Source organism: Streptomyces sp. NPDC001848 (assembly GCF_042891915.1).
GTDB lineage: Bacteria > Actinomycetota > Actinomycetes > Streptomycetales > Streptomycetaceae > Streptomyces.
Map to the genome: position 1 here is coordinate 209,836 of NZ_JBIATP010000005.1, position 25,728 is coordinate 235,563.

At 70.8% G+C, this 25,728-nt stretch carries 24 protein-coding genes; 10 read left to right on the forward strand and 14 right to left on the reverse strand.

Translation table 11 applies throughout. The features are described from left to right. Positions 1–90: 90 nt before the first annotated feature. On the reverse strand, positions 91–900 hold the full coding sequence (locus tag ACFYZJ_RS12300) for a polysaccharide deacetylase family protein (RefSeq protein ID WP_388566078.1): 810 nt from the start codon (positions 898–900) through the stop codon (positions 91–93). 542 nt (positions 901–1,442) lie between these two features. Continuing rightward, positions 1,443–1,589, reverse strand: a complete 147-nt coding sequence (locus ACFYZJ_RS12305) for a hypothetical protein (protein WP_388566080.1) — start codon at positions 1,587–1,589, stop codon at positions 1,443–1,445. A 107-nt stretch (positions 1,590–1,696) separates the two neighbouring features. Here ACFYZJ_RS12305 and ACFYZJ_RS12310 point away from each other — a divergent pair, with 107 nt between their 5' ends. After that, on the forward strand, positions 1,697–2,776 hold the full coding sequence (locus ACFYZJ_RS12310; RefSeq protein ID WP_388566082.1) for an NAD(P)-binding domain-containing protein: 1,080 nt from the start codon (positions 1,697–1,699) through the stop codon (positions 2,774–2,776). Positions 2,777–2,794: 18 nt separating this feature from the next. Here ACFYZJ_RS12310 and ACFYZJ_RS12315 read toward each other — a convergent pair whose 3' ends face one another. Continuing rightward, a complete protein-coding gene (locus ACFYZJ_RS12315) occupies positions 2,795–4,597 on the reverse strand; it encodes an ABC transporter ATP-binding protein (RefSeq protein ID WP_388566085.1) in 1,803 nt (600 codons plus the stop codon). 96 nt (positions 4,598–4,693) lie between these two features. On the opposite strand from ACFYZJ_RS12315, the gene ACFYZJ_RS12320 reads away from it, so the two are divergent. Then, complete coding sequence (locus ACFYZJ_RS12320) at positions 4,694–5,182, forward strand: MarR family winged helix-turn-helix transcriptional regulator (RefSeq protein WP_388566087.1); 489 nt, start codon at positions 4,694–4,696, stop codon at positions 5,180–5,182. A 71-nt stretch (positions 5,183–5,253) separates the two neighbouring features. On the opposite strand, the gene ACFYZJ_RS12325 is transcribed toward ACFYZJ_RS12320, so the two are convergent. Then, entirely contained in the window at positions 5,254–6,639 is a 1,386-nt protein-coding gene (locus tag ACFYZJ_RS12325) for a cation:dicarboxylate symporter family transporter (protein WP_388566089.1), read from the reverse strand. 213 nt (positions 6,640–6,852) lie between these two features. Then, complete coding sequence (locus tag ACFYZJ_RS12330; RefSeq protein WP_388566091.1) at positions 6,853–7,401, reverse strand: hypothetical protein; 549 nt, start codon at positions 7,399–7,401, stop codon at positions 6,853–6,855. Between the two features lie 502 nt (positions 7,402–7,903). On the opposite strand from ACFYZJ_RS12330, the gene ACFYZJ_RS12335 reads away from it, so the two are divergent. The 4 genes from ACFYZJ_RS12335 (at position 7,904) to ACFYZJ_RS12350 (ending at position 12,584) form a co-directional block, all read left to right on the forward strand. Continuing rightward, complete coding sequence (locus tag ACFYZJ_RS12335) at positions 7,904–9,703, forward strand: ABC transporter transmembrane domain-containing protein (RefSeq protein WP_388566093.1); 1,800 nt, start codon at positions 7,904–7,906, stop codon at positions 9,701–9,703. Continuing rightward, on the forward strand, positions 9,700–11,481 hold the full coding sequence (locus ACFYZJ_RS12340) for an ABC transporter ATP-binding protein (RefSeq protein ID WP_388566096.1): 1,782 nt from the start codon (positions 9,700–9,702) through the stop codon (positions 11,479–11,481). Before ACFYZJ_RS12335 ends, ACFYZJ_RS12340 begins: the two co-directional genes overlap by 4 nt. 326 nt (positions 11,482–11,807) lie before the next feature. Beyond that, positions 11,808–12,278, forward strand: a complete 471-nt coding sequence (locus ACFYZJ_RS12345; protein ID WP_388566098.1) for a DUF5709 domain-containing protein — start codon at positions 11,808–11,810, stop codon at positions 12,276–12,278. Between the two features lie 33 nt (positions 12,279–12,311). Then, on the forward strand, positions 12,312–12,584 hold the full coding sequence (locus ACFYZJ_RS12350) for a type B 50S ribosomal protein L31 (protein WP_388566101.1): 273 nt from the start codon (positions 12,312–12,314) through the stop codon (positions 12,582–12,584). Between the two features lie 41 nt (positions 12,585–12,625). Here ACFYZJ_RS12350 and ACFYZJ_RS12355 read toward each other — a convergent pair whose 3' ends face one another. Continuing rightward, complete coding sequence (locus tag ACFYZJ_RS12355) at positions 12,626–13,420, reverse strand: metal-dependent hydrolase (RefSeq protein WP_388566103.1); 795 nt, start codon at positions 13,418–13,420, stop codon at positions 12,626–12,628. Positions 13,421–13,565: 145 nt separating this feature from the next. On the opposite strand from ACFYZJ_RS12355, the gene ACFYZJ_RS12360 reads away from it, so the two are divergent. Both ACFYZJ_RS12360 and ACFYZJ_RS12365 read left to right on the forward strand, forming a co-directional pair. Further along, positions 13,566–16,079, forward strand: a complete 2,514-nt coding sequence (locus tag ACFYZJ_RS12360; RefSeq protein ID WP_388566106.1) for a DUF3516 domain-containing protein — start codon at positions 13,566–13,568, stop codon at positions 16,077–16,079. 19 nt (positions 16,080–16,098) lie between these two features. Beyond that, on the forward strand, positions 16,099–16,971 hold the full coding sequence (locus ACFYZJ_RS12365) for an acyl-CoA thioesterase (RefSeq protein ID WP_388566108.1): 873 nt from the start codon (positions 16,099–16,101) through the stop codon (positions 16,969–16,971). Positions 16,972–17,020: 49 nt separating this feature from the next. Here ACFYZJ_RS12365 and ACFYZJ_RS12370 read toward each other — a convergent pair whose 3' ends face one another. Both ACFYZJ_RS12370 and ACFYZJ_RS12375 read right to left on the reverse strand, forming a co-directional pair. After that, entirely contained in the window at positions 17,021–18,106 is a 1,086-nt protein-coding gene (locus tag ACFYZJ_RS12370; RefSeq protein ID WP_388566111.1) for a DUF6397 family protein, read from the reverse strand. A 125-nt stretch (positions 18,107–18,231) separates the two neighbouring features. Continuing rightward, positions 18,232–18,645 (reverse strand): roadblock/LC7 domain-containing protein, encoded by a 414-nt coding sequence (locus ACFYZJ_RS12375; RefSeq protein ID WP_388566114.1) that lies wholly within the window; start codon positions 18,643–18,645, stop codon positions 18,232–18,234. A gap of 94 nt (positions 18,646–18,739) precedes the next feature. On the opposite strand from ACFYZJ_RS12375, the gene ACFYZJ_RS12380 reads away from it, so the two are divergent. Continuing rightward, positions 18,740–19,168, forward strand: coding sequence for a PPOX class F420-dependent oxidoreductase (locus ACFYZJ_RS12380; RefSeq protein WP_388566116.1), 429 nt, complete (start codon positions 18,740–18,742; stop codon positions 19,166–19,168). Positions 19,169–19,194: 26 nt separating this feature from the next. Here the strand turns inward: ACFYZJ_RS12380 and ACFYZJ_RS12385 are convergent, their stop codons facing one another. The 5 genes from ACFYZJ_RS12385 to ACFYZJ_RS12405 form a co-directional block, all read right to left on the reverse strand. Next, positions 19,195–19,800, reverse strand: coding sequence for an ATP/GTP-binding protein (locus tag ACFYZJ_RS12385; protein ID WP_388566118.1), 606 nt, complete (start codon positions 19,798–19,800; stop codon positions 19,195–19,197). A gap of 195 nt (positions 19,801–19,995) precedes the next feature. Continuing rightward, on the reverse strand, positions 19,996–20,406 hold the full coding sequence (locus ACFYZJ_RS12390; RefSeq protein ID WP_388566121.1) for a DUF742 domain-containing protein: 411 nt from the start codon (positions 20,404–20,406) through the stop codon (positions 19,996–19,998). Between the two features lie 19 nt (positions 20,407–20,425). After that, complete coding sequence (locus tag ACFYZJ_RS12395) at positions 20,426–20,863, reverse strand: roadblock/LC7 domain-containing protein (protein WP_388566124.1); 438 nt, start codon at positions 20,861–20,863, stop codon at positions 20,426–20,428. Further along, positions 20,860–23,388, reverse strand: coding sequence for a nitrate- and nitrite sensing domain-containing protein (locus ACFYZJ_RS12400; protein WP_388566127.1), 2,529 nt, complete (start codon positions 23,386–23,388; stop codon positions 20,860–20,862). The genes ACFYZJ_RS12395 and ACFYZJ_RS12400 overlap by 4 nt, the downstream gene beginning before the upstream one ends. 47 nt (positions 23,389–23,435) lie before the next feature. Further along, a complete protein-coding gene (locus tag ACFYZJ_RS12405) occupies positions 23,436–24,209 on the reverse strand; it encodes an MHYT domain-containing protein (RefSeq protein WP_388566130.1) in 774 nt (257 codons plus the stop codon). 152 nt (positions 24,210–24,361) lie between these two features. Here ACFYZJ_RS12405 and ACFYZJ_RS12410 point away from each other — a divergent pair, with 152 nt between their 5' ends. Beyond that, on the forward strand, positions 24,362–24,961 hold the full coding sequence (locus ACFYZJ_RS12410) for a class I SAM-dependent methyltransferase (protein WP_388566132.1): 600 nt from the start codon (positions 24,362–24,364) through the stop codon (positions 24,959–24,961). Positions 24,962–24,964: 3 nt separating this feature from the next. Here the strand turns inward: ACFYZJ_RS12410 and ACFYZJ_RS12415 are convergent, their stop codons facing one another. Continuing rightward, entirely contained in the window at positions 24,965–25,723 is a 759-nt protein-coding gene (locus ACFYZJ_RS12415) for an alpha/beta fold hydrolase (protein ID WP_388566134.1), read from the reverse strand. Positions 25,724–25,728: the final 5 nt, after the last annotated feature.

A 25,728-nucleotide genomic window follows, 5' to 3' on the forward strand; every position in this document is an offset into this window, starting at 1 on the left:
CGCTCCACCTGAAGCGCAGCCGGGCGAATGAACCGGAAACACAAATGCCCTGCCGCCAGGCCAGGGCGCGCCAGGCTGCGCCCCACGGCCTCACCCTGTCGGTGGCTGGATGTAGTCCTCCAGACGCGCCACCGCGAACCCCTGCTCCTGGATGCGCCTGAGCAGGTTGGCGAACATCTGCGTCATGGTGGCGCCCTTGAGTTCCGTGGGCCCGCGGAAGTGGGCGAGGATGATGTCGCCGGGGCGCAGCTTCTTGTCCGGGTTCTGGTACTGCATGTTGCGGATCTGCATGGACTCGCGCCACCAGACGATCGCCCGGGGGCCGCACTCAGCAACCGCGATCTTGGTGTTGCCGTTGTACGCCCCGTACGGCGGGCGGAACAGCAGCGGCGCGGTGCCGTACTCCTTGGTGAGCACCTTCTGGTCGCCGCACACCTCTTCCTTCTGGCGGGCCAGCGGGAGGGTGCTCATCACCGGGTGGTGCAGGGTGTGGTTCTCGATGTGGTTGCCCATCGCCTGCAGCGGCTTGAAGTATGCGTAGTCCGACTTGATGGCGTCGTTCATCAGGAACATCGTGATCGGGACTTTCAGGTCCCGCATCATCGCGATGAACTTCGGGTCCTTCTCCTGGCCGTCGTCGATGGTGACGAACACGACCTTCTGCGAGGTCGGTATGTGCGTGAAGACCGGCACCGGACCGGTGGCGGACAGTTTCACGGGCTTGTCGACCGGGGGGTTCGGCGCCGTGGGCAGCGGCGTCAGGCCCCATTTGTGCCAGGCGGCAGCGCTCGGGGCGGTGCCGCCGGGACTCCGGGGGGAAGCAGGCTGAGAAGGGGCGGTGGTCGGAGCCGACGCGCCGCTGCCGCCCGCGCTGCAGCCGCCGACTGCCAGGGTCGCCACGATCGCTCCCGTGAGCGCCCGATGGAATCCGCCGCGCCCGATGTACCGCTTCACCGTTCCTGTTCCCGTCGCTTTGCCGTCACTGCAGTGCCGTCGTCGGCTCTCCCGGAACGGTACCCCGCCGTGTGGGAGGGGGCGTTGAGCTGCGGGTAAGGATATGACTATGCGGTGCCGCGCCAACGTACCCCCGATCAGGCGAGGTCGGTGATGACGCAGTCGCAGCTCTCACACGCCCTCCGGGCGCGTTACGCCACGCCTCGGCCTGAACAACCTGTGCGGCGCCGGACCGGTCGTCAGCCGCCATCTCCACGGCGCCTCGCCCAAGGGGAGGTAGGCGCTCACGCCGCGCGGGGTGGACCTCGCCCGGACACCGGCCGCCACGCCACTCATCGGCGACCCACGCACCGACGAGAACCTGATTCTCAGCCACTTCCACCTGGCCCTGGTCAAATTGCGTACTTGCCGCTGGTCTACCGTCCCGAAGATCAGGCGGGACGTCGAGAAGAACGGGCCTCAGTTCTTCGAGCCCGGCAAGGCGCCGTTCATTCGGGCACGGACCAGCTGCTCACGCGCCGCCGGGCCACGAGGGCAGCGATCTCGTCGTCGAGCTCGCCACCGCTGCAGGCGATCAGGTCGCGGTGGAGATGGTCGAGGAGTCGGTCATGACGCCCCTGACCGTCCGACCTCACTGATCCCTCCGCGGGCCAGGGACGGCCGCACCTTCGTCGACCGGCACGCCTGCGCACCCAACTGACCTGGTGGGAAGATCCACGCCCATCGCAGGGTTGGTGGAAGCGTGAACAACACACGTGAGGTCGACGTGGTCGTCATAGGCGCTGGGCAGGCCGGCCTGTCCAGCGCCTATCACCTGCGACGCACGGGGTTCGAGCCGGAGCGCGACTTCGTGGTCCTCGATCACTCCCCCTCTCCGGGTGGCGCCTGGCAGTTCCGCTGGCCCTCACTGACCTACGGCAAGGTGCATGGAATGCACGCCCTGCCGGGCATGGAGCTGACGGACGCGGATCCGGCGCGGCCGTCCTCGGAGGTCATCGGCGCGTACTTCGACACCTACGAGCAGACCTTCGACCTGCGCGTACGGCGACCGGTGCACGTACGGGCCGTCCGGGAGGGCGCGGAGGGACGGCTGCTCGTCGAGACATCGGCCGGGACCTGGTCGACGCGGGCGTTGATCAACGCCACGGGCACCTGGGACCGGCCCTTCTGGCCGCGCTATCCCGGCCAGGAGAGCTTTCGGGGGCGGCAGCTGCATACGTCCCAGTACCCCGGGCCCGAGGAGTTCGCCGGACAGCGGGTGGTCGTCGTCGGGGGCGGCGCATCCGGCACCCAGCATCTGATGGAGATCGCCCCCTACGCCGCCGCGACCACCTGGGTGACCCGGCGTCCGCCGGTGTTCCGCGAGGGCCCGTTCAGCGAGGACGTGGGACGGGCTGCCGTGGCGCTCGTGGAGGAGCGGGTGCGGCAGGGGCTGCCGCCGAGGAGCGTGGTGTCCGTGACCGGGCTGCCGCTCAGTGACGCGGTCCGGCAGGCGATCGCCGACGGTGTCCTGGACCGGCAGCCGATGTTCGACCGGATCGTGCCGGACGGCGTGGAGTGGGACGACGGGCGGCGCGTGGAGGCCGACGTCATCCTGTGGGCGACCGGATTCCGGGCCGCGATCGACCACCTCGCGCCGCTGCGGCTGCGCGAGCCGGGCGGCGGCATCCGCGTGGACGGCACACGGGTGGTCTCCGACCCGCGGATCCACCTGGTCGGCTACGGCCCGTCGGCGAGCACGATCGGCGCCAACCGGGCGGGACGCGCGGCCGTACGGGACATCAGGCGTCTGCTGGCGGGGGAACCGGTCGCCGCGGCCTGAGGCGCACGACGCCGGACCTCAGCTGGCGGTCTCCAGTTGCGCGTCCCGCCGGACCAGGGCCGCGTACCGCCCGTCGAGCTCCAGCAGCTCCTCGTGCGTCCCGCGTTCGACCGCGCGTCCGGAGTCCAGGACGACGATCTGGTCGGCGCTGCGGATGGTGGACAGCCGGTGTGCGATGGTGAGCGTCGTGCGGTTGGCCGACAGAGCGTCGATGGCCTCCTGGACCGCGTGCTCGGTCCGCGTGTCGAGCGCGCTGGTCGCCTCGTCCAGGATGAGGACCGGCGGGTCGCGCAGGATGGTGCGGGCGATGGCGAGCCGCTGTTTCTCACCGCCCGAGAAGCGGTGGCCGCGCTCGCCGACGACCGTGTCGTACCCGTCGGGAAGGGACATGATGTGGTCGTGGATCTGGGCCGCCCCGGCCGCCGCGTACAACTCCTCGTCGGTGGCGTCCGGCTTGGCGAAGCGCAGGTTGTCGGCGACCGAGGCGTGGAAGAGGTAAGTCTCCTGGGAGACGACGCCGACCGCGCGGGCGAGCGTGTCGAAGTCCAGGTCGCGTACGTCGACGCCGTCGAGCGTGACCCGCCCACCCGTCACGTCGTAGAGCCGGGGCACCAGGTAGCCGAGCGTGGACTTCCCGGAGCCGGTGGGGCCCACCACGGCGAGGCTGCCGCCCGCCGGGACGGTGATGTCGATGTCCTTCAGGACCGGGCCGCTCTTGTCGTCGTAGTGGAACTCCACCCCCTCGAAACGGATCTCGCCCTTGACGTGGTCGAGATGGACCGGCTCGTCGGACTCGGTGATGTCGATGGGCAGGTCCAGGTACTCGAAGATGCGCTGGAAGAGCGCCAGGGAGGTCTGGATCTGGACGCCGGTGGACAGCAGGCTGACCGTCGGCCGGAACAGACCCTGCTGGAGCGAGACGAACGCGACCAGGGTGCCTGTCGAGATGGACGGGCCACCGAGTTGGAGCGCCACCCCCGCGGTCCAGTAGATGACGGCGGGCATTGCGGCCATGACGATGGTGATGACGGCCATGCGCCAGCGCCCCGCCATGTTCGACTTGACCTCTAGGTCCACCAGGCTCTCCGACTCGCGCTCGAAGGACTGGGTGAGCGAGTCGGCGCGGCCCATCGTGCGGCCGAGCAGGATGCCGCTGACGGAGAGCGACTCGGTGACGGTCGCGGCCATCGCGGCCATCTGCTTCTGGCGCTGGGTGGCTATCTTCTTGCGTTCGTTGCCCACACGCCGGCTGATCCACACGAACAGCGGCAGCAGGAGCAGCGAGACGACGGTGAGGCGCCAGTCGAGGGCGACCATGGCGACGATGGTGGCGACCACGCTGGTGAGGTTGGACACCAGGGAGGTCGCGGTGGAGGTGACCGTCGCCTGCATGCCGCCGATGTCGTTGGCGATGCGGGACTGCACCTCGCCGGTGCGGGTGCGGGTGAAGAAGGCGAGCGACATGCGCTGCAGCCGGCCGTAGACCGCGGTGCGCAGGTCGTGCATGACGCGCTGGCCGACGGTGGTGGAGATCAGGGTCTGCAGCACGCCGAAGACGCTGGTCACGACGGCGCTGAGGATCATGCCGAGGGCGAGCAGGGTCAGCAGACCGGTCCGGCCCTGCGGGATCGCCACATCCAGGGTCTCCTTCAGCAGGAAGGGCGTGGCGACGGAGACCAGCGACGAGGCGCCGACCAGCAGGCCGACGATCGCCAGCCGCCCGCCGTACGGCTTGAAGAGCCTCAGGATGCGGCGGACCTGCCGCGGCTGCTCCGGTGAGCCGCCCGGCGACGGTGTCCAGGTGGGTTGGTCGGGGTGCATGGGCTCCTACGGAGGTGAGGCGTCGGAACGAGCATCGAGATCCTAGCTCATTGTTACCTATACTCACAATGCACAAGGTCCTGATATTGTTCCCGCATGACGACCCCCGATCCGGACAGCCTGCTCGCCGAGCAGCTGCTGCGGCTCACCCGTCGGGTCCACCGCATCCAGAAGCGTCATCTGGAGCGGTGCGACCTGGGCATCACCCCGGCCCAGTCCCGGCTGCTGCGCACCCTCGCCCACTTCGGCTCACCGCCGCGCATGGCGGATATCGCCGAGCGCCTGGAGGTGGTCCCGCGGGCGGTGACGACGCTGGTCGACGGCCTGGAGGCGAGCGGCAAGGTACGCCGGGTACCGGATCCGACCAATCGGCGGGTGATCCGGATAGAGGTGACGGACGAGGGGCGCAAGGCACTGCGCGCGTTGCGCGGCGCACGCCGGTCCGCAGCCGAGGAGATTCTCGCTCCCTTGACGGACGAACAGCGTGCGGTGCTCGGCGATCTGCTCACCACACTGATCGACGGCGAAGATGTCACGCCGGCAGCAGAGCGGCACCTCGCAGCGGACCGGGAGCGCCGGTGCTGACGTCGCGCGACTGAGCCGCATGTGACGGGGCGCGGCTCCCGTCCCTGCGGCAGCCGCGCCCCGTCGTCGTCTCAGACCTCGTGTGCGGACTCCCTGACCGCGCCGGCGGCGAGGCCGACCTGGGGAGCGACGCCCGCTTCCGGCTCCTCGGCATCCACTGGGAGCGCGATCTCACCGTCCAGCACCTTCTTCGCCCGCGCGGCGTCCAGTGCGCCCTCCCAGCGGGACACCGTGAAAACGGCGACGCAGTTGCCCAGCAGGTTGGTGACGACGCGCATCGAGTCCATGATGCGGTCCACGCCCAGCAGCAGGGCGACCGCTCCGGCGGGAATCACCCCCAGGGAGGTGGCGGTCGCTGACAGCGCGAGAAAGGCCGAACCGGGCACGCCCGCCATTCCCTTGCTGGTGAGCATGAGCACCAGGACCACCGTGATCTGCTGGCTCAGGCTGAGGTGCACGCCCACCGCCTGGGCGATGAAGACGGTGCCGATGGAGAGGTAGAGGGAGGCGCCGTCGAGGTTGAAGGAGTACCCCGTGGGCAGCACCAGACCCACGGCATCCTCACGGCAGCCTGCCCGGCGCAGCTTCTGCATCATGCGCGGCATCACGGTCTCGCTGGAGGCGGTGCCGAGGGCGAGCAGCATCTCCTCCCGGGTGTAGCGGACGAACTTCCAGAGGCTGAGTCCCGTGACCAGCTTCAGCGCGACGGCGAGCACCATCAGGAAGAGCGCCGCGACCGCGTAGCACAGGACGATGAGCTTGCCGTACGTCGTGATGACGCCGAGGCCGTACTGCCCGACCAGGTGAACCATCGCGCCGAACACGGCGAGCGGCGCCAGGCGCATCACGAAGCCAACGACGGTGAAGACGACCTCCTGTGCCTGCTCGATCGCGGACAGGACCCCGGGCACCCTGGCCCGGCCGAGATGCAGCAGCGCGGCACCCACCAGGCAGGCGAGGACGAGGACCTGGAGGAGCGCGTTGTCGGCGAAGGCTCCGACGAAACTCTGCGGCAGCGCGTTCAGGACGAACTCGGTGGTCGAGGGCAGGGAACCCCCGCCCGTCTGCTTGTCCACCGCGGAGGCGTCGAGCTTGGAGGCGTCGATGTGCATACCGGAACCGGGCCCGACGAGGTTGGCCGCGCCCAGGCCGATGAGCAGCGCGGCCGTGGAGGCGACCTCGAACCAGATCAGGGCCTTGAGCCCGATCCGCCCGAACGCCTTCAGATCACCGGCCTTGGCGATGCCGACGACGACCACGCAGAACACGAGCGGCGAGATGACCGCCTTGATGAGGCGGACGAAACCGTCGCCGAGCGGCTGGAACACCGTGGCCGAGTAGGGCCAGAGTTTTCCGACGACGATGCCGAGCACGAGCGCGCAGGCGACCTGCGCGAACAGAGAGGTACGCAGTATGCGTGCGACACGTCGCGACAGGGACGGGACAGTCGGCGGCACGGGCACTCCTGGAAGGGGACGCGGACAGACAGAAACCCCGAAGGTGACTTCTGCGATACGGAAAGTAGCTTCCGCACCGATCACTTTCGGGGTGTTGTTGATCGCGCCTGAGACCTCCGTGTCACATCCGTGTAAAACGACGACGGGTCGCGCGCGTCCCATCGGCGGTGACGACTCGTCGTCCGTGGGGGCTCACCTGTCCGGAATGCCGCCTCACTCGGCGTCAGGCGGTTCCTCCGGTTGCTCCCAGGTCTTCAGATGCGCCCTGTCCCCCATCACCACCACGGGCTCCTGCTCCGGATCGAGCGCGCGCAGCAGGTGCCTCATTCCGGATTCGGGGACCGTGACACAGGCCAACGTGCCGTCTTCGTGGTCCACGTGCAGCCAGATGCCGCCGCCCTTCTCCTCACCCTCGGGGCGGCTCGGATCATGGGGCGGGGTGCCCCTGAGCCGGTTGTAGTCGATGGCGATGACGTAGTCGAAAGCGTTCCGGTGCGACTCGTCCCAGCCCTTCGGCAGTTCATAGGACTCTCCCTGGCTGTAGGGGAGTTTCGAGCCCGGATCGTCGAGGAGACCGCCGGCGTCGCTGAGCGTGAACACGCCGACCGGACTACGCAGATCACCCAGATGGTGATCCGTCGTCCAGCCCGCCTTCCCGTTGTGCCCACGCCAGCGGCCCGACTCCTTCCAGGACGAGCCCTCCTTCAGGTAGAGCACGATCGTGGAGTCCGGGGAGTCCTCGTCGTCGCCGTAGACCGCCACGACCTGGCGCGATCCGTAGGGGATCCGTCTGTGCAGCCCGTCGCCGACACCCGGAATGCGGCTGGGCCCGGGCGCGGGTGCAGGTGTCCTCCCGGTCCCGTTCCCAGGGGCGCCGTGAAGGGTGCGGCCGCCTCCCGCCGGACCGGGGCCCTTCGCCCCGCGCATCTCGCCGGCCGAACTGCCGCACCCCGGTACGGAGATCAGCAGTACACCGCAGGTCACTGCCACCGCCCACTTGTCCACTGTCGCACCGTGCACACCATTTGTTCGCATATGTCATATCGTCACACCTCTTTCCATGCGGTTCCGTCCGGATGTCCGCCATTCGGCCCCGCACAGCGACAGGGCCGGTTCTCGCCGCCCAGGCCGGAAAACCGTTTGCCTTCGAGCGCGTTCCGACGCGAGGCTGTCACGGCTTGTCACGGGCAGGCTCGGGTCCTCAAGGACGCTGCCCCGGCCTGCCCCGCCACCCGATTCAGCTGACACGAGCCACTGGGACGTCATGCAGATCCACGACCTTCCGTATCCCGACCCTGGTGTGCCGGACGCACGCTCGGGTCCCCGATTCCTGTGGTGGCTCGGCCGGAACCAACTGGGCGGGCAACTGAAGTCCCTGGCGTGGGGACTGCTGCACTTCCTGTCCGTCTGCGGGCTGCCGTTCTGCGTGGGTCTCGCCGTCCAGGCCGTCATCGACCGGTCGGGCGCACGGCTCGCACTGACGGGCGGTCTGCTCCTGTTGTGCGGCGCCGGCATCGCGCTCGGCGACACCATGCTGCACCGCACCGCGGTCACCAACTGGATCACCGCCGCCGCGCGGGTCCAGCAGCTCCTGGCGCGCAGGACGGCCCTGCTCGGCTCCGCCCTGACCCGGCGGGTGGCGGCCGGCGAGGTCGTCGCGGTCTCCACCGGTGACGTCGAGAAAATCGGCTGGTTCGTGGAGGCCGTCTCGCGATTCAGTGCGGCCGCGCTCACCGTTGTCACCGTCTGCGTCACGCTCGTCGTCTACCAGCCGGCGCTCGGCGTCATCGTGGCGGTGGGCGTGCCGGCGCTGGCGCTCACCGTGCTGCCGCTGCTGCCCCGGGCGACCCGGCGCGCCGACGTCCAGCGCGAGAAGGCGGGCCGTGCCACCGAGCTGGCCTCGGACACCGTCGCGGGCCTGAGGGTGCTGCGCGGCATCGGCGGCGAGGAGCTGTTCCTGGAGCGCTACCGCCGGGCCTCCCAGGAGGTCCGCACCGCGGCCGTGCGCAGCGCCCGTATGTGGTCGCTGATCGCGGCGATCCAGGTGCTGATGCCGGGGCTGCTGTTGATCGCGCTCGTCTGGCGCGGTGTCCAGCTGGCCCATGAGGGGCGGATCGCGGTCGGTGAGCTCGTGACCGTGTACAGCGCCGTCATGCTGCTCACCTACCCGCTGCAGCACTTCGAGGAGATCGCCATGGCGTACTCCTTCTCCCGGCCGTCGGCCCGGCGCGCGGCCCGGGTGCTGTCCCTGGAGCGTGCCACGGACGCCGCGGGCTCCCGCGAGGCGAGCCTGCCGGCCGGGGACCTGTACGACCCGCGGACGGGCCTGCTGGCGCCTGCGGGACGGTTCACCGCCGTGGTCTGCGGCGACCCGGACGCGGCGGGGGTGCTGGCCGAACGGCTGGGCGGACACCCCGCGGAGGAGGACACCTCGGCGCTGCTGGGCGGCGTCCCGCTGGACGAGCTGCCGCTCGAAAGCGCCCGCACCGCCGTCCTCGTCCAGGACAAGGATCCGGTGCTGCTGTCCGGCTCGCTGCGCGACCTGCTCGACGTTCCCGCATCCGGTGAGGTCGGCGCGGAGGAGGCGCTCGCCGCGGCGCAGTGCGGTGATGTCCTGGACGCCCTCATGGAGGGCTCCCCGGACACCGACGACCCGATGAACGCGCGGATCACCGAGCGCGGCCGCTCCCTGTCCGGCGGCCAGCGCCAGCGGCTGGCCCTGGCCCGGTCGCTCATCACGGACCCCCAGGTGCTGGTCCTGGACGAGCCCACGTCCGCCGTCGACTCGCACACCGAGGCACGGATCGCCGAGGGGATCCGCCGCCTGCGGGCGGGCCGCACGACGGTCGTGTTCACCTCCTCGCCCCTTCTTCTGGACCGAGCGGACCGGGTGGTGCTGGTGCACGAGGGAGAGGTGGCGGCGGTCGGCCTGCACCGCGACCTGGTGCACACCGAACCCAGGTACCGCTCGGTCGTCACCCGCGAGACCGACGACGAGGCCGCCGCGCGCGGCGACGTCCTGGCCGAACTGCGCCAGATGGAAGAGATCGAGGAGACCGCATGATCGGCGTGGCGCCACCGGCGTACGACCCGGCAGCTCCGACGACGGCGACCACGCTGCCCGTCGGCGGCCCCGCGACCGTACGCGCCTACGCGGCCGAACTGTTCCGCCGGCACCGCCGCCCCTTCCTGCTGCTCATCGCCGTGAACACGGTCTCCGTGGTCGCCTCGATGGCCGGCCCCTACCTGCTGGGCGGACTCGTGGAACGCGTCTCGGACGGCGCCCGGGAACTCCATCTGGAACGCACCGTCGCGCTCTTCGTCCTCGCCCTCGTCGTCCAGGCCGTCTTCGTCCGCCTGGTGCGGCTGCGCGGCGCCGTGCTCGGCGAGCGGATGCTGGCCGACCTGCGCGAGGACTTCCTCGTGCGGTCGGTCAGGCTGCCGCCGGGCGTCCTGGAGCGGGCCGGGACCGGTGATCTGCTGTCCCGGATCACCACGGACATCGACCGGCTCGCCAACGCGATGCGCGAGGCCGTGCCGCAGCTCGCCATCGGCGTGGTGTGGGCCGTGCTCCTGCTCGGCGGCCTCACCGTCACGGCCCCGCCGCTGGCACCGGCCGTGCTCGTCGCGGTACCTCTGCTGGTGATCGGCTGCCGCTGGTACTTCAAGCGCGCTCCGTCCGCCTACCGCTCCGAGGCCGCCGGGTACGCCGCCGTGGCCGCGGTCCTCGCCGAGACCGTGGACGCCGGACGCACCGTCGAGGCCCACCGCCTCGGCGACCGGCGCATCGAGCTGTCGGACCGGCGCGTCAAGGAGTGGACCGCCTGGGAGCGCTACACCCTGTGGCTGCGGTCGGTCCTCTTTCCGGTCATCAACGTCACCCATGTCACCGTCCTGTCCTCGGTCCTGTTGATCGGCGGGGTGTTCGTCCTGCAGGGCTGGATCGGCATAGGGCAGCTGACGACCGGCGCGCTCATCGCTCAGATGCTCGTCGACCCGGTGGGACTGATCCTGCGCTGGTACGACGAGCTGCAGGTGGCCCAGGTGTCGCTGGCACGGCTCGTCGGGGTCCGCGAGATCGAGCCGGACGCGGGCGACGCCTCCCTGGCCCCCGACGGCCGTGACGTGGCCGCCGAGGAGGTGCGTTTCGGCTACCGCGCGGGAGTCGACGTGCTGCACAAGGTCAGCCTGGAGGTGGCGCCCGGCACCCGCCTCGCCCTGGTCGGCCCGTCCGGTGCGGGCAAGTCGACGCTGGGCCGGCTGCTCGCCGGGATCTACGCGCCCCGGGGCGGCCGCGTCACCCTGGGCGGCGCGGAACTGTCCCGAATGTCCGCCGAGCGCGTGCGCTCGCATGTGGCCCTGGTCAACCAGGAACACCACGTCTTCGTGGGCTCCCTGCGCGACAACCTGCTGCTGGCCCGGACGGACGCCGTCGACGCCGAGCTGTGGGCCGCCCTCGGCGCCGTGGACGCGGACGGCTGGGCGCGGGCCCTGGACGACGGCCTGGACACCGAGGTGGGCTCCGGTGGTCTGGCGCTCACCCCGGCGCAGGCGCAGCAGATCGCGCTGGCCCGGCTGGTGCTCGCCGACCCGCACACCCTGGTCCTGGATGAGGCGACCTCCCTGCTCGACCCGCGCGCGGCCCGCCATCTGGAGCGCTCCCTGGCCCGAGTGCTGGACGGTCGCACGGTCGTCGCCATCGCGCATCGACTGCACACGGCCCACGACGCCGACGTCATCGCGGTCGTCGAGAACGGGCGGATCAGCGAGTTGGGCAGCCACGAGGAGCTGGTCGCCGCCGACGGGGCGTACGCGGCGCTGTGGCGCTCCTGGCACGGGTGACCTCGGGCAGCCGCCGGGGGTGGTCGGGGTCGGCGGCCCGGGATCGGGGATCCGGGCGGGCAGTCGGCCGCCCGGACCGCAACCGCTGCCGCCGCGGCTGCCGCCGGTCCGCCCCGCTTACAGACGCCGGCCCCGGCCTTGCCCGGCCCGCGCCCGGCTGCCGTTGCGCGGTGCCGACGGGCGGTGGAAGGCTGGAGGTGCACCGGCCGGGGGGACGTCCCGGAGCCATCCGGCCATGGAGGGCGCGGCCCGCTCCGAGGTGGTCCCCCGCGTCCGACACGCGTGCATGGCGGCAATCGGTTCCGTCCCACCACGTGGAGGTATCTGTGGACAGCACCGAGGGATGGGGTGACGACGTCTACCAGCCCGACGGATCCGAGGTGCAGGACGACGCGGGGCTGCTCGACGCCGAGGACACCCTGGAGAGCGACGGGGTCACCAACCCGCTCGACCGGGGCTGGTCTCCGCCCGAGCGGCCGTGGGCGGTGGAGCACGTGGGCGTGACCGCGGCCGAGGGGCATCACGGCGAGACCCTGGACCAGCGACTCGCCGAGGAGATCCCGGACATCGCGGTCCCGGACGACGACGGCATCGGGGACTGGCCCGACGGCGACGGGGAGCCCCTGGACAACGAGGTCGGCGACGCGCGCTCCGGCCGTCTCGTCGCGCCGGACGAAGGGGCGCACGAGGACGAGGAGAACGGTCTGGTCGCCACCGACGTCGGCATCGACGGCGCGGCGGCCTCGGCCGAGGAGGCTGCCGTGCACATCGTCGACGAGGACACACTGCCCGGCTGACGCCACCCGTCGCCCACCACGTAAGGAGACCCCATGCCGCCGGACAAGCACCCCGACTACCACCCCGTCGTCTTCCGCGACCGCGCCGCCGGCTACGCCTTCCTCACCCGCTCCACCGCGACCAGCGACCAGACCATCGAGTGGGACGACGGGACGACGTATCCGGTGGTGGATGTCGAGATCTCCTCCGAAAGCCACCCCTTCTACACGGGCAAGGCCCGCACGGTGGACACGGAGGGGCGCATCGCGCGCTTCGAGCGGCGCTACGGCACGGGACAGGCAGCCGACGACGACCCCGGCCAGTAGACTGCCGCACCCGTCGAGGGGCCGTCGTCCTTCGGCCGCCCTCAGATGACGTTGAGCGCCGCCGCGCAGCCCACCCCGCCCAGCAGCATGAACGCCGGCATCAGCACCTTCAGCTCGACCCAGCTGCCCGCCCGGAACCGCAGCGGTTTCGGCGTGCCCAGCGGGTACCAGCGCTTGCGGCCCACGGGTATCGGCCAGAGGATCGGGCAGCCCGAGACGGTCAGCGCGTCCCCGATGTCGTGCACCAGGGCGCCGAGGACGATCGGCAGACCGAGCCACAGGTAGTGCTGGCCCGGCGCCGTGAACAGCCAGTCGGCACCATTGCCCGGTTTGTCGAGTATGCCGGCCAGAATCCACGCGCTCGTGGCGGCCAGCAGCCACACCAGCACGTCGCTGCTCGAACCACGCGCCGCCCGCCACAGCAGTCCCTCGATGGCCAGCACCATGTGCGCGAAAAGGATGGCCAGCACCGCCCAGCGGCCGCCCGTGACGGCCGCCACGGACGCGCCCGCTCCGATCAGCACCGCCCACAGCCAGGTGTGCGTGAGCGTGCGGTGACCGCCCGACCGGCGAGGGTCGCCCGACTTCCTGGTCGCCTTGTAGACGGCGTACGACAGCTTGTCGACGATCTCGCACAGCCAGCGGGAGAGGGGTCCGAAGGCCCGCGAGATGGTGGCCGCCTTGTGATCCAGATCCGGGGCCAGGGCGGCACCCGCGCAGATCAGCGCACCGACGAGAAGGACTGGCCAGGGCATCGGGTGACCCGCCGCTGCGGCGGCCGCCCCCACGCCGAGCCAGGCTGCGGCTCCCGACAGTGAGTGTGCTGGTCCCATCATGGCCGCATCCCGCCCCATTCCTCTTGTAGCGCTGTCCAGTTGTCCGTGTGCGCTGACGTACTTTCGGCGCCACAGCGTAGCGTTCATGATCTTCGGGTCGGCGGCCGATTCCCCCATCTGTTGCGAGGGCAGGCAAGATGGGATCGTGACCCTCATCGATCAGCTCCCGCAGACCGCAGACCCCGACGCCCTCTACGAAGCCTTCGAGTCGTGGGCCGGGGAGCGCGGGCTCACCCTCTATCCGCACCAGGAGGAGGCGCTGATCGAGGTGGTCTCGGGAGCGAACGTGATCGTGTCCACCCCCACCGGCTCCGGCAAGAGCATGATCGCGGCGGGTGCGCACTTCGCGGCGCTGGCCCGGGACGAGGTCACCTTCTACACCGCGCCGATCAAGGCTCTCGTCTCGGAGAAGTTCTTCGAGCTGTGCAAGCTCTTCGGCACCGAGAACGTCGGCATGCTCACCGGTGACGCCTCCGTCAACGCCGACGCGCCGGTGATCTGCTGCACCGCCGAGGTCCTGGCGTCGATCGCGCTGCGCGACGGCAGGCAGGCCGACGTCGGCCAGGTCGTGATGGACGAGTTCCACTTCTACGCCGAGGGCGATCGCGGCTGGGCGTGGCAGATCCCGATCCTGGAGCTGCCGCAGGCGCAGTTCATCCTGATGTCGGCGACGCTCGGCGACGTCTCGATGTTCGAGAAGGACCTGACCCGCCGCACCGGTCGCCCCACGGCGGTGGTGCGCTCGGCGACCCGTCCGGTGCCGCTCTCCTACGAGTACCGGCGCACCCCGCTCACCGAGACGCTCACCGAACTGCTGGAGACCCGGCAGGCCCCTGTCTACATCGTCCACTTCACCCAGGCGCAGGCCGTGGAACGGGCCCAGGCGCTGATGAGCATCAACATGTGCTCGCGGGAGGAGAAGGACCAGATCGCCGAACTGATCGGCAACTTCCGCTTCACCACGAAGTTCGGCCGCAACCTCTCCCGTTACGTGCGGCATGGCATCGGCGTCCACCACGCCGGCATGCTGCCGAAGTACCGCCGCCTGGTGGAGAAGTTGGCCCAGGCCGGTCTGCTGAAGGTGATCTGCGGCACGGACACCCTCGGTGTCGGCGTCAACGTCCCCATCCGCACCGTGCTCTTCACGGCCCTGACCAAGTACGACGGCAACCGGGTGCGCACCCTGCGTGCCCGGGAGTTCCACCAGATCGCGGGCCGCGCCGGGCGGGCCGGCTTCGACACCGCAGGCCTGGTCGTGGCGCAGGCGCCGGAGCACGTCATCGAGAACGAGAAGGCGCTGGCGAAGGCCGGGGACGATCCGAAGAAGCGTCGCAAGGTGGTGCGCAAGAAGGCGCCGGAGGGCTTCGTCGGCTGGACGGAGAACACCTTCGAGAAGCTGATCGCCTCCGAGCCTGAGCCGCTCACCTCCCGCTTCCGGGTCACGCACACGATGCTGCTGTCGGTGATCGCCCGCCCGGGCAACGCCTTCGAGGCGATGCGCCATCTGCTGGAGGACAACCACGAGCCGCGCAAGCAGCAGCTGCGGCACATCCGGCGGGCCATCGCGATCTACCGCTCGCTGCTGGACGGTGGCATCGTCGAGAAACTCGACGAGCCGGACGCCACCGGCCGTATCGTGCGCCTCACGGTCGACCTCCAGCAGGACTTCGCGCTCAACCAGCCGCTGTCCACCTTCGCGCTGGCCGCGTTCGAGCTCCTCGACCCCGAGTCCCCGTCCTACGCCCTGGACATGGTCTCCGTCGTCGAATCCACGCTGGACGACCCGCGTCAGATCCTCATCGCCCAGCAGAACAAGGCGCGCGGTGAGGCCGTGGCCGCGATGAAGGCGGACGGTGTCGACTACGAGGAGCGCATGGAGCGGCTCCAGGACGTCACCTACCCCAAGCCGCTGGAGGAGCTGCTCTTCCAGGCGTACAACACCTACCGCAAGAGCCACCCATGGGTCGGCGACCATCCACTCTCGCCGAAGTCCGTCATCCGCGACATGTACGAACGCGCGTTGTCCTTCACGGAGTTCGTCTCGTTCTACGAGCTGGCCCGCACCGAGGGCATCGTGCTGCGCTACCTGGCCAGTGCCTACAAAGCCCTCGATCACACCGTCCCGGACGACCTGAAGTCGGACGATCTGGAGGACCTGATCGCCTGGCTCGGCGAGATGGTGCGCCAGGTCGACTCCAGCCTGCTGGACGAGTGGGAGCAGCTGGCCAATCCGGAGGAGATGACGGCCGAGGAGGCCCAGGAGAAGGCCGACGAGGTGAAACCGGTCACCGCGAACGCGCGCGCCTTCCGGGTGCTGGTCCGCAACGCCATGTTCCGCCGCGTGGAGCTCGCCGCGCTCGACCAGATCGAGGAGCTCGGCGAGATGGACGCCGAGTCCGGCTGGGACGCCGAGGCGTGGGGCGCGGCCATGGACAAGTACTGGGACGAGTACGACGAACTCGGCACCGGCCCCGACGCCCGTGGCCCGAAGCTGCTGATCATCGAAGAGGAGCCGGAGAACGCGCTGTGGCGGGTCCGCCAGATCTTCGCCGACCCCAACGGCGACCACGACTGGGGCATCAGCGCCGAGATCGACCTCGCGGCCTCCGACGCGGAGGGCCGAGCCGTCGTCCGGGTCACCGACGTCGGCCAGCTGTGAGCACAGGAGCACACCACTCATGACGAACCCAGCCGAGAGGCTCGTCGACCTGCTCGACCTGGAGCGGATCGAGGTCAACATCTTCCGTGGCCGCAGCCCGCAGGAGTCCTTGCAGCGGGTCTTCGGCGGGCAGGTGGCCGGCCAGGCGCTGGTCGCCGCCGGCCGCACCACGGACGGCGAACGACCGGTGCACTCCCTGCACGCGTACTTCCTGCGCCCGGGCATACCGGGCGTGCCCATCGTGTACCAGGTCGAACGGGTCCGTGACGGAAGGTCCTTCACAACTCGGCGGGTCACGGCCGTGCAGCAGGGCCGCACCATCTTCAATCTGACCGCCTCCTTTCACAAGCCTGAAGAGGGGAGCTTCGAACACCAGCTGCCGCCGGCCCGCGAGGTGCCGGATCCTGAGTCGCTGCCGACGGTGGCGCAGGAGGTCAAGGAGCATCTGGGCGCGCTGCCCGAGGCGCTGGAACGGATGGCTCGGCGTCAGCCGTTCGACATCCGCTATGTGGACCGGCTGCGCTGGAGCGCCGACGACGTCAAGGGCGCCGAGCCGCGCAGCGCGGTGTGGATGCGTGCCGTGGGCCCGCTCGGGGACGACCCGCTCGTGCACACCTGTGCGCTGACGTACGCGAGCGACATGACCCTTCTGGACGCCGTACGTATCCCCGTGGAACCGCTCTGGGGGCCGCGGGGCTTCGACATGGCGTCGCTGGACCACGCGATGTGGTTCCACCGGCCGTTCCGCGCGGACGAGTGGTTCCTGTACGACCAGGAGTCCCCGATCGCGGTGGGTGGCCGGGGCCTTGCCCGGGGCCGCATCTACGACGTCGAGGGCCGCCTGCTCGTCTCGGTCGTCCAGGAGGGACTATTCCGTCGGCTCGAGCGGTGAAATGGCGCGTGCCGCACACCGGCGTCGGCCGGTCGGCGCGCGGCGACGGTCACGGGTTTCTGCGGCGCAGCCACCCGAGCACGCCTCGCGACGGCGTCGGTTCGTGGCGCTCGGCCGCCGCCTTCCGGCCGGGCGCGGTCCCGGTGTGGGTCACAGGCTCGACCCGGACGGCCGTCTTGGTGAGGCAGGCGGTCCGGCACACGTCCGTGGCCCGGTGCACGGTCGTGTTTCCACAGACCGTCGCGGCCCTGCCCCCGCGGACCGGTGCGGTACGGTGTGCGGTCCCGGGCCGGCGTTCGTCGTCGGGGACTCCCGGTGACAGCCGCGCCGCAGGCCGCTGCCGCCGCGCCTCGACCAGCGCCTGTCCCAGATCGGCCCGGAGCCAGCCGACCTCGTCGGGGTCGTCCGCGACCATGATGCGCGCGGCGACCCGGGCCGCGGATGAGTCGGGCGGCCACTGCACGGACTGGGCGGGCCGCAGACGGTACAGCTCGGCGCGCTCGTACGAATCGGGGACGACATCCGCCACGTGTGCCGGGTCCAGCAGGGACGCCACCACGGCGGCCTTCGCCCACGGGTCGTCCGTCAGCCGCAGCCGGAATCCGAGGTGGCGCCCACGCCAGTTACGGGGGCGCAGGTCCAGCCCCGCATCCAACTGGTCACGCAGACCCTCCGGAGTCCGGCCGGTGAGCAGCCGCGCGTTCGCCTCTCCGGACGCGAACTGCTTGACCTCCTCGGCCAGATACAGCCACACCACGGCACGGTAGCGGTTCAGATACCACTTCACCGGCACGATCAGGCCCAGGCGTGCGAACCGAGTGAACCGGGCGGGCGCCACGTCCATCAGGGCCGCACCGTCCCTGGTGCCCACCGTCGCGACCCGTTCCCGGAGGGTCTCGGGGAAACCGTCCTCGCATCGCACGCGGTCGATTTCGGCGCGCGTGACGCGGCGGCCCCCTCCCCTGTCGTCGGGAACCGTCCGCACACAGCCGAGCTGGACGGCGAGATCCAACTCACCGCGCTTGAGGTCCAGTTCTCGTGCGGCGCGACCCAACGCCAGCGATGGCGACCGCGACGCGATGTCCGCCGAACCGGTGGTCTCGCCGATGGTGGGCATGATCGTGTGTCCGGACATGGCCGTCTCCCCCGTGGAGTCCGCTGCGGGCGCCGTGTGCGTCCGCGTCGGAAAAACCGTAGCCTCATCGCCGGATCCGGGAACGAGCCTGTGGAAAACTCCGCCCACCCCGCCGTCGACGCAGGTCAGAGGTCGACTGTCGGCGTGTGTTCCCGCTGCCGCTCGGCCACGGCGAGGTGCTCCCCGACCCGGTTCACCATCAGCGTCATCTCGTAGGCGATCTGGCCGATGTCGGCGTCGGCGGCGCTGAGCACGCACAGGCAGCTGCCGGGCCCGGCCGCCGTGACGAACAGGATCGCTTCGTCGAATTCGATCATGGTCTGCCGTACCCGGCCCGCGCCGAAGTGGCGGCCTGAGCCCTTGGCCAGGCTGTGCAGGCCGGACGAGACGGCGGCGAGATGCTCGGCGTCCTCCCGCCGCAGCCCGGTGCTGGTGCCGGTCACCAGTCCGTCGTTGGTCAGGACCAGCGCGTGTCGTATGGGCTCCACGCGCTCGGTGAGGTCGTCCAGGAGCCAGCCGAGCTCCGTGTTCTGCGCCATGGTCCGCTCTCCCCGTGTTGTCGCTCCCCCTGGCCGGAGGATTTGGTCAGCCAGCCTTCACCACAGCCGCCGTCCCGGCAAGCACGATGAGGGTATGGCACAGAAGATGACCGACGAGGAATGGCGAGACTTCGTCTCGCACGGGACCCGCACCGGGAAGCTCTGCACGGTCCGCGCCGATGGCGCTCCGCATGTGGCGCCGATCTGGTTCCTGCTGGACGGCGACGACGTGGTCTTCAACACGGGTAAGGAGACCGTGAAGGGGCGGAATCTGGCCAGGGACGGCCGGGTCGCCCTCTGCGTGGACGATGATCACCCTCCGTACGACTTCGTGGTGCTGCACGGGCGGGCCGAGTTGTCGGAGGATCTGGAGGAGGTGCGGCACTGGGCGACTCGGCTCGGCGCCCGGTACATGGGTGAGGACCGGGCCGAGGAGTTCGGCGCCCGCAACGGCGTTCCGGGAGAACTCCTCGTCCGGGTACGGGTCGAGAAGGTCCTGGCCTATTCGTCCGTTGCCGGATAACCTGCCGGTCCTGACCGGCAGACGTGTCAGCCCACGGAGTCGAGCAGCCGGGCGGTGTGCATCCGCCCGGCGTACTCCACGAGGCGGATCAGCACCTCCTTCCCCGAGTCCCGGTCCCGTGCGTCGCACAGCACCACCGGCGTGCCCTGGTCGAGGTCGAGGGCGCGTGACACGTCGTGGGCCGCGTGGGTGCGGGCTCCGGCGAAGCAGTTCACGGCGACCACGAACGGGATGCGGCGGTGCTCGAAGTAGTCCACCGCCGGGAAGCAGTCCTCGAGCCGCCGGGTGTCCGCGAGTACGACGGCGCCGAGGGCGCCCTGGGAGAGCTCGTCCCACAGGAACCAGAACCGGTCCTGCCCCGGTGTGCCGAAGAGGTAGAGCGAGAGCCCGGACCGGATGGTGATGCGCCCGAAGTCCATGGCGACGGTCGTCGTGACCTTCTGGTCCACACCGTCGGTGTCGTCCACGGACTGGCCTGCCTCGCTCAGCAGTTCCTCGGTGCGCAGGGGCCTGATCTCGCTGACCGCGCCCACCAGGGTGGTCTTGCCCACGCCGAACCCGCCGGCGACCAGTATCTTCAACGCCAGGGCGGCCATCTCGTCCTCGGTGGCGTCGGAGTGCTCGGAGACCATCGATCACTTCTCTCGGGAGTGCCGACCGCGGTCGACGTCAGTACATCCGTGCGGAGTCAGCATCATGGCAACAGCGGTGCTCCTCCGGGGAGTTCGACCGCTTTCTGAACGATGCGACCACCTGTCGTCCATTCGGTGCCCGAATGCACGTACAACTCGGTACGGGTCCGGCCCGCTGTGCTTCCCGCCCTTCGTCTACAGCGCCCTCAGTCCCTCGATGACCTCGCGAAGAATCCGTTCGTCGGGGAGTTGGGCCGGTGGTACCGGACGGCTGACCGTCACGCACCCCAACTCCAGGAGGTCCCCGAGGAGCACACGGACGACGCCCACGGGCAGGTCGGCCCCCGCGGCAAGTTCGGCGACGGACTGTGTCTCGATGCGGCACAGGTCGATGAGGGCTCGGTGTTCCGGCCCCAGCGCGGCGTCGTCGAGGTTCGGTGCCCCGGGATCGAGCAAGACAAGGGCGATGAGGTCGAAGCGCACCCCGGTCGGGCCCGGCTTGGTGCGGCCGCCCGTCATCGCATAGGGCCGCACGAGGGGGCCGGCCTCGTGGTCGTACCACTGGCTGCCCGGCTGGTACGGGACGCCTGTCCGGTCCTCGGTCATCTGCGACCGCCTTCGCTCCTCATCCGGCGGCGGGCGGTCGCGCGCCCACCCTGGGCGGGGTGTAGAGGTGCTCGCCGACGCGTTTGACCAGTCGTGCCATCTCGTACCCCACCAGGCCGATGTCGGCGGTGACGGCGGTGAGGACGGCGAGGCAGGAGCCGTCGCCCGCGGCCGCCACGAAGAGGAAGCCGTCATCCATCTCCACCATGGTCTGCCGTACACCGCCCGCCCCGAAGTGGCGGCCCGCGCCCTTGGCCAGGCTGTGGAAGCCGGAGGCGACCGCCGCCAGGTGTTCCGCGTCCTCGCGGCTGAGGCCGGTGGAGGCGCCGACCGCCAGGCCGTCGTTCGACAGCACCACGGCGTGCCGTACTTCGCTCACGCGTACCACTAGGTCGTCCAGCAGCCAGTCGAGTTCGCCCGACCGCTGGGCGGCCCTCATGCTCGGGTCCTGGATCATGCGGGGTCTCCTTCGCTGCTGTCGCCGTCGGGTCGGGCCGCCCGTCCAGGTGCGCGGCCACCGCCGCGTGCCCAGCCGTCGCGGTAGGCCGCCATGCGGTCCCGTACCAGTTCGGGGGTGCGCTCGTCGTCGCCCCGGGAGCTGCGAGCGCTTGTCGCGCCCTCCTCCGGGCGCCGGTCGCGCAGTTGTGGGGCGAGGCTCGCCTGCCGTACCCGTCGCGGGAGGTCTTCCGAGACCTCGGCGTCGTCCGCGGGGCGGTGCAGCCTCAGGGACGCGACTCCCGGGCGAGGGCTCTCGGGCGGCAGGTCGACGGAGCGTTCCCCTCCGACCTGCGCGGAACGCGCCAGGGCGGGCCGTTCCGTCGCCTGCGCCACGGGTTCCCTCGGTGCCGGGACAGCGGCCACGCGCGCGTACTGGCGGTCCTCCTCCCGCTCGGCGTCCGCCGTACGTCGAGCGGGTTCCGCCGCACCGCTGTGCAGCAGGGCGGTCGGTAGGAGGACGACGGCGGTGGTGCCGCCGTAGGGCGACGTGCGCAGGTGCACCTTGATGCCGTGCCGGGAGGCGAGCCTGCTGACCACGAAGAGGCCGAGCCGGTCGCTGTCGAACAGGTCGAGCGCCTCGGACTGTTCGATGCGCCGGTTGGCCTCGGTGAGGGTCTCCTTGCCCATGCCGAGCCCCCGGTCCTCGATCTCGACGGCGTAGCCGTTGCCGACGGGTTCTCCGTTGACACGCACGCGCGTGTGGGGCGGCGAGAACTGTGCGGCGTTCTCGATGAGTTCGGCGAGCAGGTGCGTGAGGTCGGCGACCGCGGTGCCGATCAACGAGGCCTCGGGGAGCTGCCGCACCTCCACGCGCGCGTAGTCCTCGATTTCCGAGACGGCGGCGCGTACCACGTTGGTCAGTGAGACGGGCCTGCGCCAGGCGCGGCCGGGTGCGGCGCCGGAGAGGATGATGAGGCTCTCGGCGTGGCGGCGCATGCGCGTGGTCAGGTGGTCGAGCCGGAAGAGGTCGCTCAGTTCGCCCGGGTCCTCGGAGCGGCGCTCCATGCTGTCGAGCAGGTTGAGCTGGCGGTGCACCAGGACCTGGCTGCGCCGTGCGAGATTGACGAACACCCCGGAGATGCCGCTGGCGAGTTCCGCGCGTTCGACGGCGGCGCGCAGGGCGGCACGGTGCACGATTCCCAGGGCCTCGGCGACCTGCCCGGTCTCGTCGTCGGCCGGTGGGCCGCCGGGTGCCTCGGCGTCGACGTCGATCTCCTCCCCAGCACGCAGCTTGCGCATGGCGTGCGGGAGTTTGTGGCGCGCGATCTCCAGGGCGCTGTTGCGCAGGCTCACCAGCTCGACGACGAGTCCTCGTCCGATGCGTACGGAGATGACGAGCGACGCGGCGACGGCGACGAGGCCGAGCAGCACGGCTGCGCCGGCGGGTGTGAGCACGCCGCGGGTGAACGGGTCGGCCTGGCGTGCGACGCTCCGGCCCGCCTCCGCCTCGATGGTCCGCATGCCGTCCTGCACGCGCGCGTGTGCCGTGTTCCAGGCCGCTTCGGGGGCGGCGGCGACGGCCGAGGCACCGGACCGCCTGGCCAGCACCCTGTCCTCCATGGCACCGATACCGGCGTACGCGCTGCTCTCCGCCAGCCGGTTCCAGGAGGTGCGTTCGGCGCCGCGCAGGTCGGCGACGGCGGACGCGGTCAGGGTGCGGCGCGTGTCGACGGCGCCGGTGAACAGCCTCAGCCGGTCGCCGTCAAGGCTCCGCACCAGGCGGGCGCCGGCCAGAACGGCGTCCTCCCGGGCCAGCGACTCGCCCGCGCGGGAGAACTCGAGCAGTACGCGCGCGTCGGACCCCAGGTCGGCGTCCTGCACACCGGTGAGCGCACCGCCCACCTGGAAGGCGGCAGCGATGGTCTTGGTGTACTGCCCGTACGCCTCCTCCCAGCCGACGCGATGGGCGAGTACGCCGCCGCGCAGGGACCGCAGGCGTTCGGCCCCCGTGACGAAGGACTGGAGACGGCCTGAGACGCCGGAGGGCAGGTCGGTGCCGTCGGCGACGGTGTGACCGCCGTCGAGCCTCAGTGCGGCCACTGCCCGGTCGGTGCGCCCGGCGAGAGCTTGCAGATCGCTCTGCTGTTCGGCGGCAGGATCCGTCGCGTAGCGTACGGCGGCGGCGCGCTCGTCCTGGAGCGCGGCCACGGCGTCGGCGACCGGCACGCGCACTCCGGAGTCCACGCGTTGCAGCTGGCGCAGCCGGGCGACGTCCTGGGCGGTGCTGACGGTGGCGTAGGCCCACAGGGCGATCAGCGAGATCACAGGCACCATGAGCAGGCAGACGATCTTCGCCCGCACGGTGCGCGGCCGTAGGCGCCACCGTCCCGCCCGCGCGGCGGTGCCGGGTGGTTCGATTCCGCCGGTCTCTTCGGTTCCGGCGCGCTCGTCAGCCGGCGGGCCGGCGTGCGCGCGGCGGCCACGCGCCGGTGGCCGGGGCGGCGGCTCGGCGCCGGCCGTGGGTGTCCTGCGGGATGTTCGCATGGCCTTCTCACTCGGAGTGTGTCGCGACGTGTGGTCCGTGCCCGTGGTCAGCGGGCGGCGCTCTCGACCGGCCGCTGGGCCGACGCGGAGGCCTCGCGCTCTCCGGCGGTGGGCGACAGAGCGACGAACGCCGAAGTCAGAAAGAGGTAGGACCCGAGGCCGACGGCGAGAGGGAAGATGAACTGCATCGCCGTGGCCCCGGGCAGGACATCGCCGGACGGGACCACATCCACGCTCACCGCGAACATCGCGGTGTAGTGCATGCTGCTGACCGCCGCACCCATGACGAGCGAGGCGACGGTGACCGCGATGGGCGACTTGATGTTGAGGCCCGCCCACAGAGCCGCCGTCGCCGCGACGACCGCGATCAGCACGGAGAGCGCGACGAGCACCGGGTCGTAGTGCACCGTCCCGTGCAGCCGCAGCGCCGCCATGCCGAGGTAGTGCATGCTCGCGACCCCGAGACCGGTGGTGAGCCCACCGAGGAAGAGGGCCCGGGGGCGGCCACCGTCGTAGCCGACGGCGAACACGCCGACTCCCACGACGATCATGGCAACGAGCAGGCTGAGGATGGTCAGCGGCACGTCGTAGCGGACCTCGGTCCCGGTGACGCCGAAACCGAGCATGGCCACGAAGTGCATGGTCCAGATGCCGGTGCCGATCGCCGAGGCGGCGGTGACGAGCCAGTTGCGACGCGACCTGCCGGTGGCGCCGAGCGCGCGGACCGTGCAGCGCAGCCCCAGGGCGGCGCCTATGCAGGCCATCACGTACGACAGCACGGGGGTCAGCCAGCCGAATGCGGCGTGGTCCAGGTGTCCCATGGCCACGGGACGCTAGCCCTGGCGTAGGGGCGCAATGGGGGCGCATTTCGAAAGCGGTTGGAATCTGACGCAGACGAGGCACGGAACGATCGCGTCATGCTCGAACATGTGCACAGAGACATCCCTCGCGAAGGTGAGGGATCATGCCGAACATGAGCGACGACCACACACACGTCCAGGAGTTCTTCACCGTGCGAGCGGCCGACTGGGACGCGAGGTTCCCCGACGACGGCCCGGCGTACGTCGCCGCGGTCGCCGCTCTCGGACTGCGCGAGGGCGACCGGGTGCTCGACGCCGGCTGCGGCACAGGGCGGGCCCTCACACCGTTGCGTGCGGCCGTGGGGCCCTCGGGCGTGGTCCTCGGGGCTGATCTCACCCCGGCGATGCTTCAGGCAGCGGTACGGGCCGGACGGGACCGCGACGGCGTGTTGCTGCTCGCCGACGTGGCCGCGCTTCCACTGCGCACAGAGTCACTGGACGCGGTCTTCGCGGCGGGACTGATCGCCCACCTCCCCCACCCGGCCGTGAATCTGCGTGAGCTGGCGCGCGTGGTGCGGCCCGGCGGACTGCTCGCGCTCTTCCATCCGATCGGCCGGGCGGCCCTCGCGGCCCGCCAGGAGCGGCAGATCACCCCCGACGATCTGCGCGCCGAGCCCAACCTCCGTCCACTGCTGGCCGGCTCCGGCTGGCGCATGACGTCGTACGTCGACGAGGACACCCGCTTCCTCGCCCTGGCCGTCCGCGAGGGCTGAGCCTCAGCCCCGCCCCGCAACCGCGGCCACCAGGGCATCCGGGTTGTCGAACATGACGTTGTGGCCCGCGCCCGGCACGGTCACCACGCAAACACCCGCCGCTTCCAGCCCTTCCCTGCCGGCCAGTTCACCGCTCAGCTCCCCCTGGAGGTAGACGCGGTCCGCCGTCAGGCCCTCGAGCATGCGACGCATCGTGGGATTCGTACCGCGCACGAGGTGCGTCGCCGTGCGGTGCAGGGCCCGCGGGTCGGCGAGCCGCATGGTCGCCGCCCAGCTCGGGCCGACCTTCTGCAGTACGCGCGCGTGGCCGCCGTTGTCGACGTACTCGTCCTCGGTGTAGGCGGCGATGCCGCTGCTGCCCGCACCGATCGGCGGGTTCGGATCCAGGTTGGCCTCGATGAGCACCAGGCGCGTGACCAGGTCGGGTCGCCGGTGGGCGAGAACGACGGCGACGGAGCCACCCATGCTGTGCGCGACGACCTCGGCCCCCGTGACCCGTGCCGCGTCCAGCGCGGCGGCCAGCGCGTCGGCATGACCCTCCAGGGAGTACGCGAAGTCGGCGGGGCGGTCGCTGATGCCGTGTCCCGGCAGGTCGACGAAGAGGCTGCGGCGCCCGGCGAGTTCGGGCCGCGCGGCGATGCGCGCGTGGTAGACCGCCGAGGTGGCCCCGAGTCCGTGCACGAATACCCTCGCGGGTTCCGCGCCTGCCGTCTCGGTCCAGCGGATCAGGCTTCCCCTGTTGTCGAACCCGGCCTGTCTCATCAGCC

What these genes read in the sequence shown, in the direction of transcription:
- ACFYZJ_RS12355 (WP_388566103.1), bottom strand. Translation starts at nt 13,420, where the DNA reads ATGATGGGACCAGCACACTCACTGTCGGGAGCCGCAGCCTGGCTCGGC.
- ACFYZJ_RS12400 (WP_388566127.1), bottom strand. Translation starts at nt 23,388, where the DNA reads ATGCGAACATCCCGCAGGACACCCACGGCCGGCGCCGAGCCGCCGCCC.
- ACFYZJ_RS12315 (WP_388566085.1), bottom strand. Translation starts at nt 4,597, where the DNA reads ATGCACCCCGACCAACCCACCTGGACACCGTCGCCGGGCGGCTCACCG.
- ACFYZJ_RS12365 (WP_388566108.1), top strand. Translation starts at nt 16,099, where the DNA reads ATGACGAACCCAGCCGAGAGGCTCGTCGACCTGCTCGACCTGGAGCGG.
- ACFYZJ_RS12385 (WP_388566118.1), bottom strand. Translation starts at nt 19,800, where the DNA reads ATGGTCTCCGAGCACTCCGACGCCACCGAGGACGAGATGGCCGCCCTG.
- ACFYZJ_RS12395 (WP_388566124.1), bottom strand. Translation starts at nt 20,863, where the DNA reads ATGATCCAGGACCCGAGCATGAGGGCCGCCCAGCGGTCGGGCGAACTC.
- ACFYZJ_RS12415 (WP_388566134.1), bottom strand. Translation starts at nt 25,723, where the DNA reads ATGAGACAGGCCGGGTTCGACAACAGGGGAAGCCTGATCCGCTGGACC.
- ACFYZJ_RS12320 (WP_388566087.1), top strand. Translation starts at nt 4,694, where the DNA reads ATGACGACCCCCGATCCGGACAGCCTGCTCGCCGAGCAGCTGCTGCGG.
- ACFYZJ_RS12350 (WP_388566101.1), top strand. Translation starts at nt 12,312, where the DNA reads ATGCCGCCGGACAAGCACCCCGACTACCACCCCGTCGTCTTCCGCGAC.
- ACFYZJ_RS12340 (WP_388566096.1), top strand. Translation starts at nt 9,700, where the DNA reads ATGATCGGCGTGGCGCCACCGGCGTACGACCCGGCAGCTCCGACGACG.
- ACFYZJ_RS12390 (WP_388566121.1), bottom strand. Translation starts at nt 20,406, where the DNA reads ATGACCGAGGACCGGACAGGCGTCCCGTACCAGCCGGGCAGCCAGTGG.
- ACFYZJ_RS12370 (WP_388566111.1), bottom strand. Translation starts at nt 18,106, where the DNA reads ATGTCCGGACACACGATCATGCCCACCATCGGCGAGACCACCGGTTCG.
- ACFYZJ_RS12335 (WP_388566093.1), top strand. Translation starts at nt 7,904, where the DNA reads ATGCAGATCCACGACCTTCCGTATCCCGACCCTGGTGTGCCGGACGCA.
- ACFYZJ_RS12380 (WP_388566116.1), top strand. Translation starts at nt 18,740, where the DNA reads ATGGCACAGAAGATGACCGACGAGGAATGGCGAGACTTCGTCTCGCAC.
- ACFYZJ_RS12410 (WP_388566132.1), top strand. Translation starts at nt 24,362, where the DNA reads ATGAGCGACGACCACACACACGTCCAGGAGTTCTTCACCGTGCGAGCG.
- ACFYZJ_RS12375 (WP_388566114.1), bottom strand. Translation starts at nt 18,645, where the DNA reads ATGGCGCAGAACACGGAGCTCGGCTGGCTCCTGGACGACCTCACCGAG.
- ACFYZJ_RS12405 (WP_388566130.1), bottom strand. Translation starts at nt 24,209, where the DNA reads ATGGGACACCTGGACCACGCCGCATTCGGCTGGCTGACCCCCGTGCTG.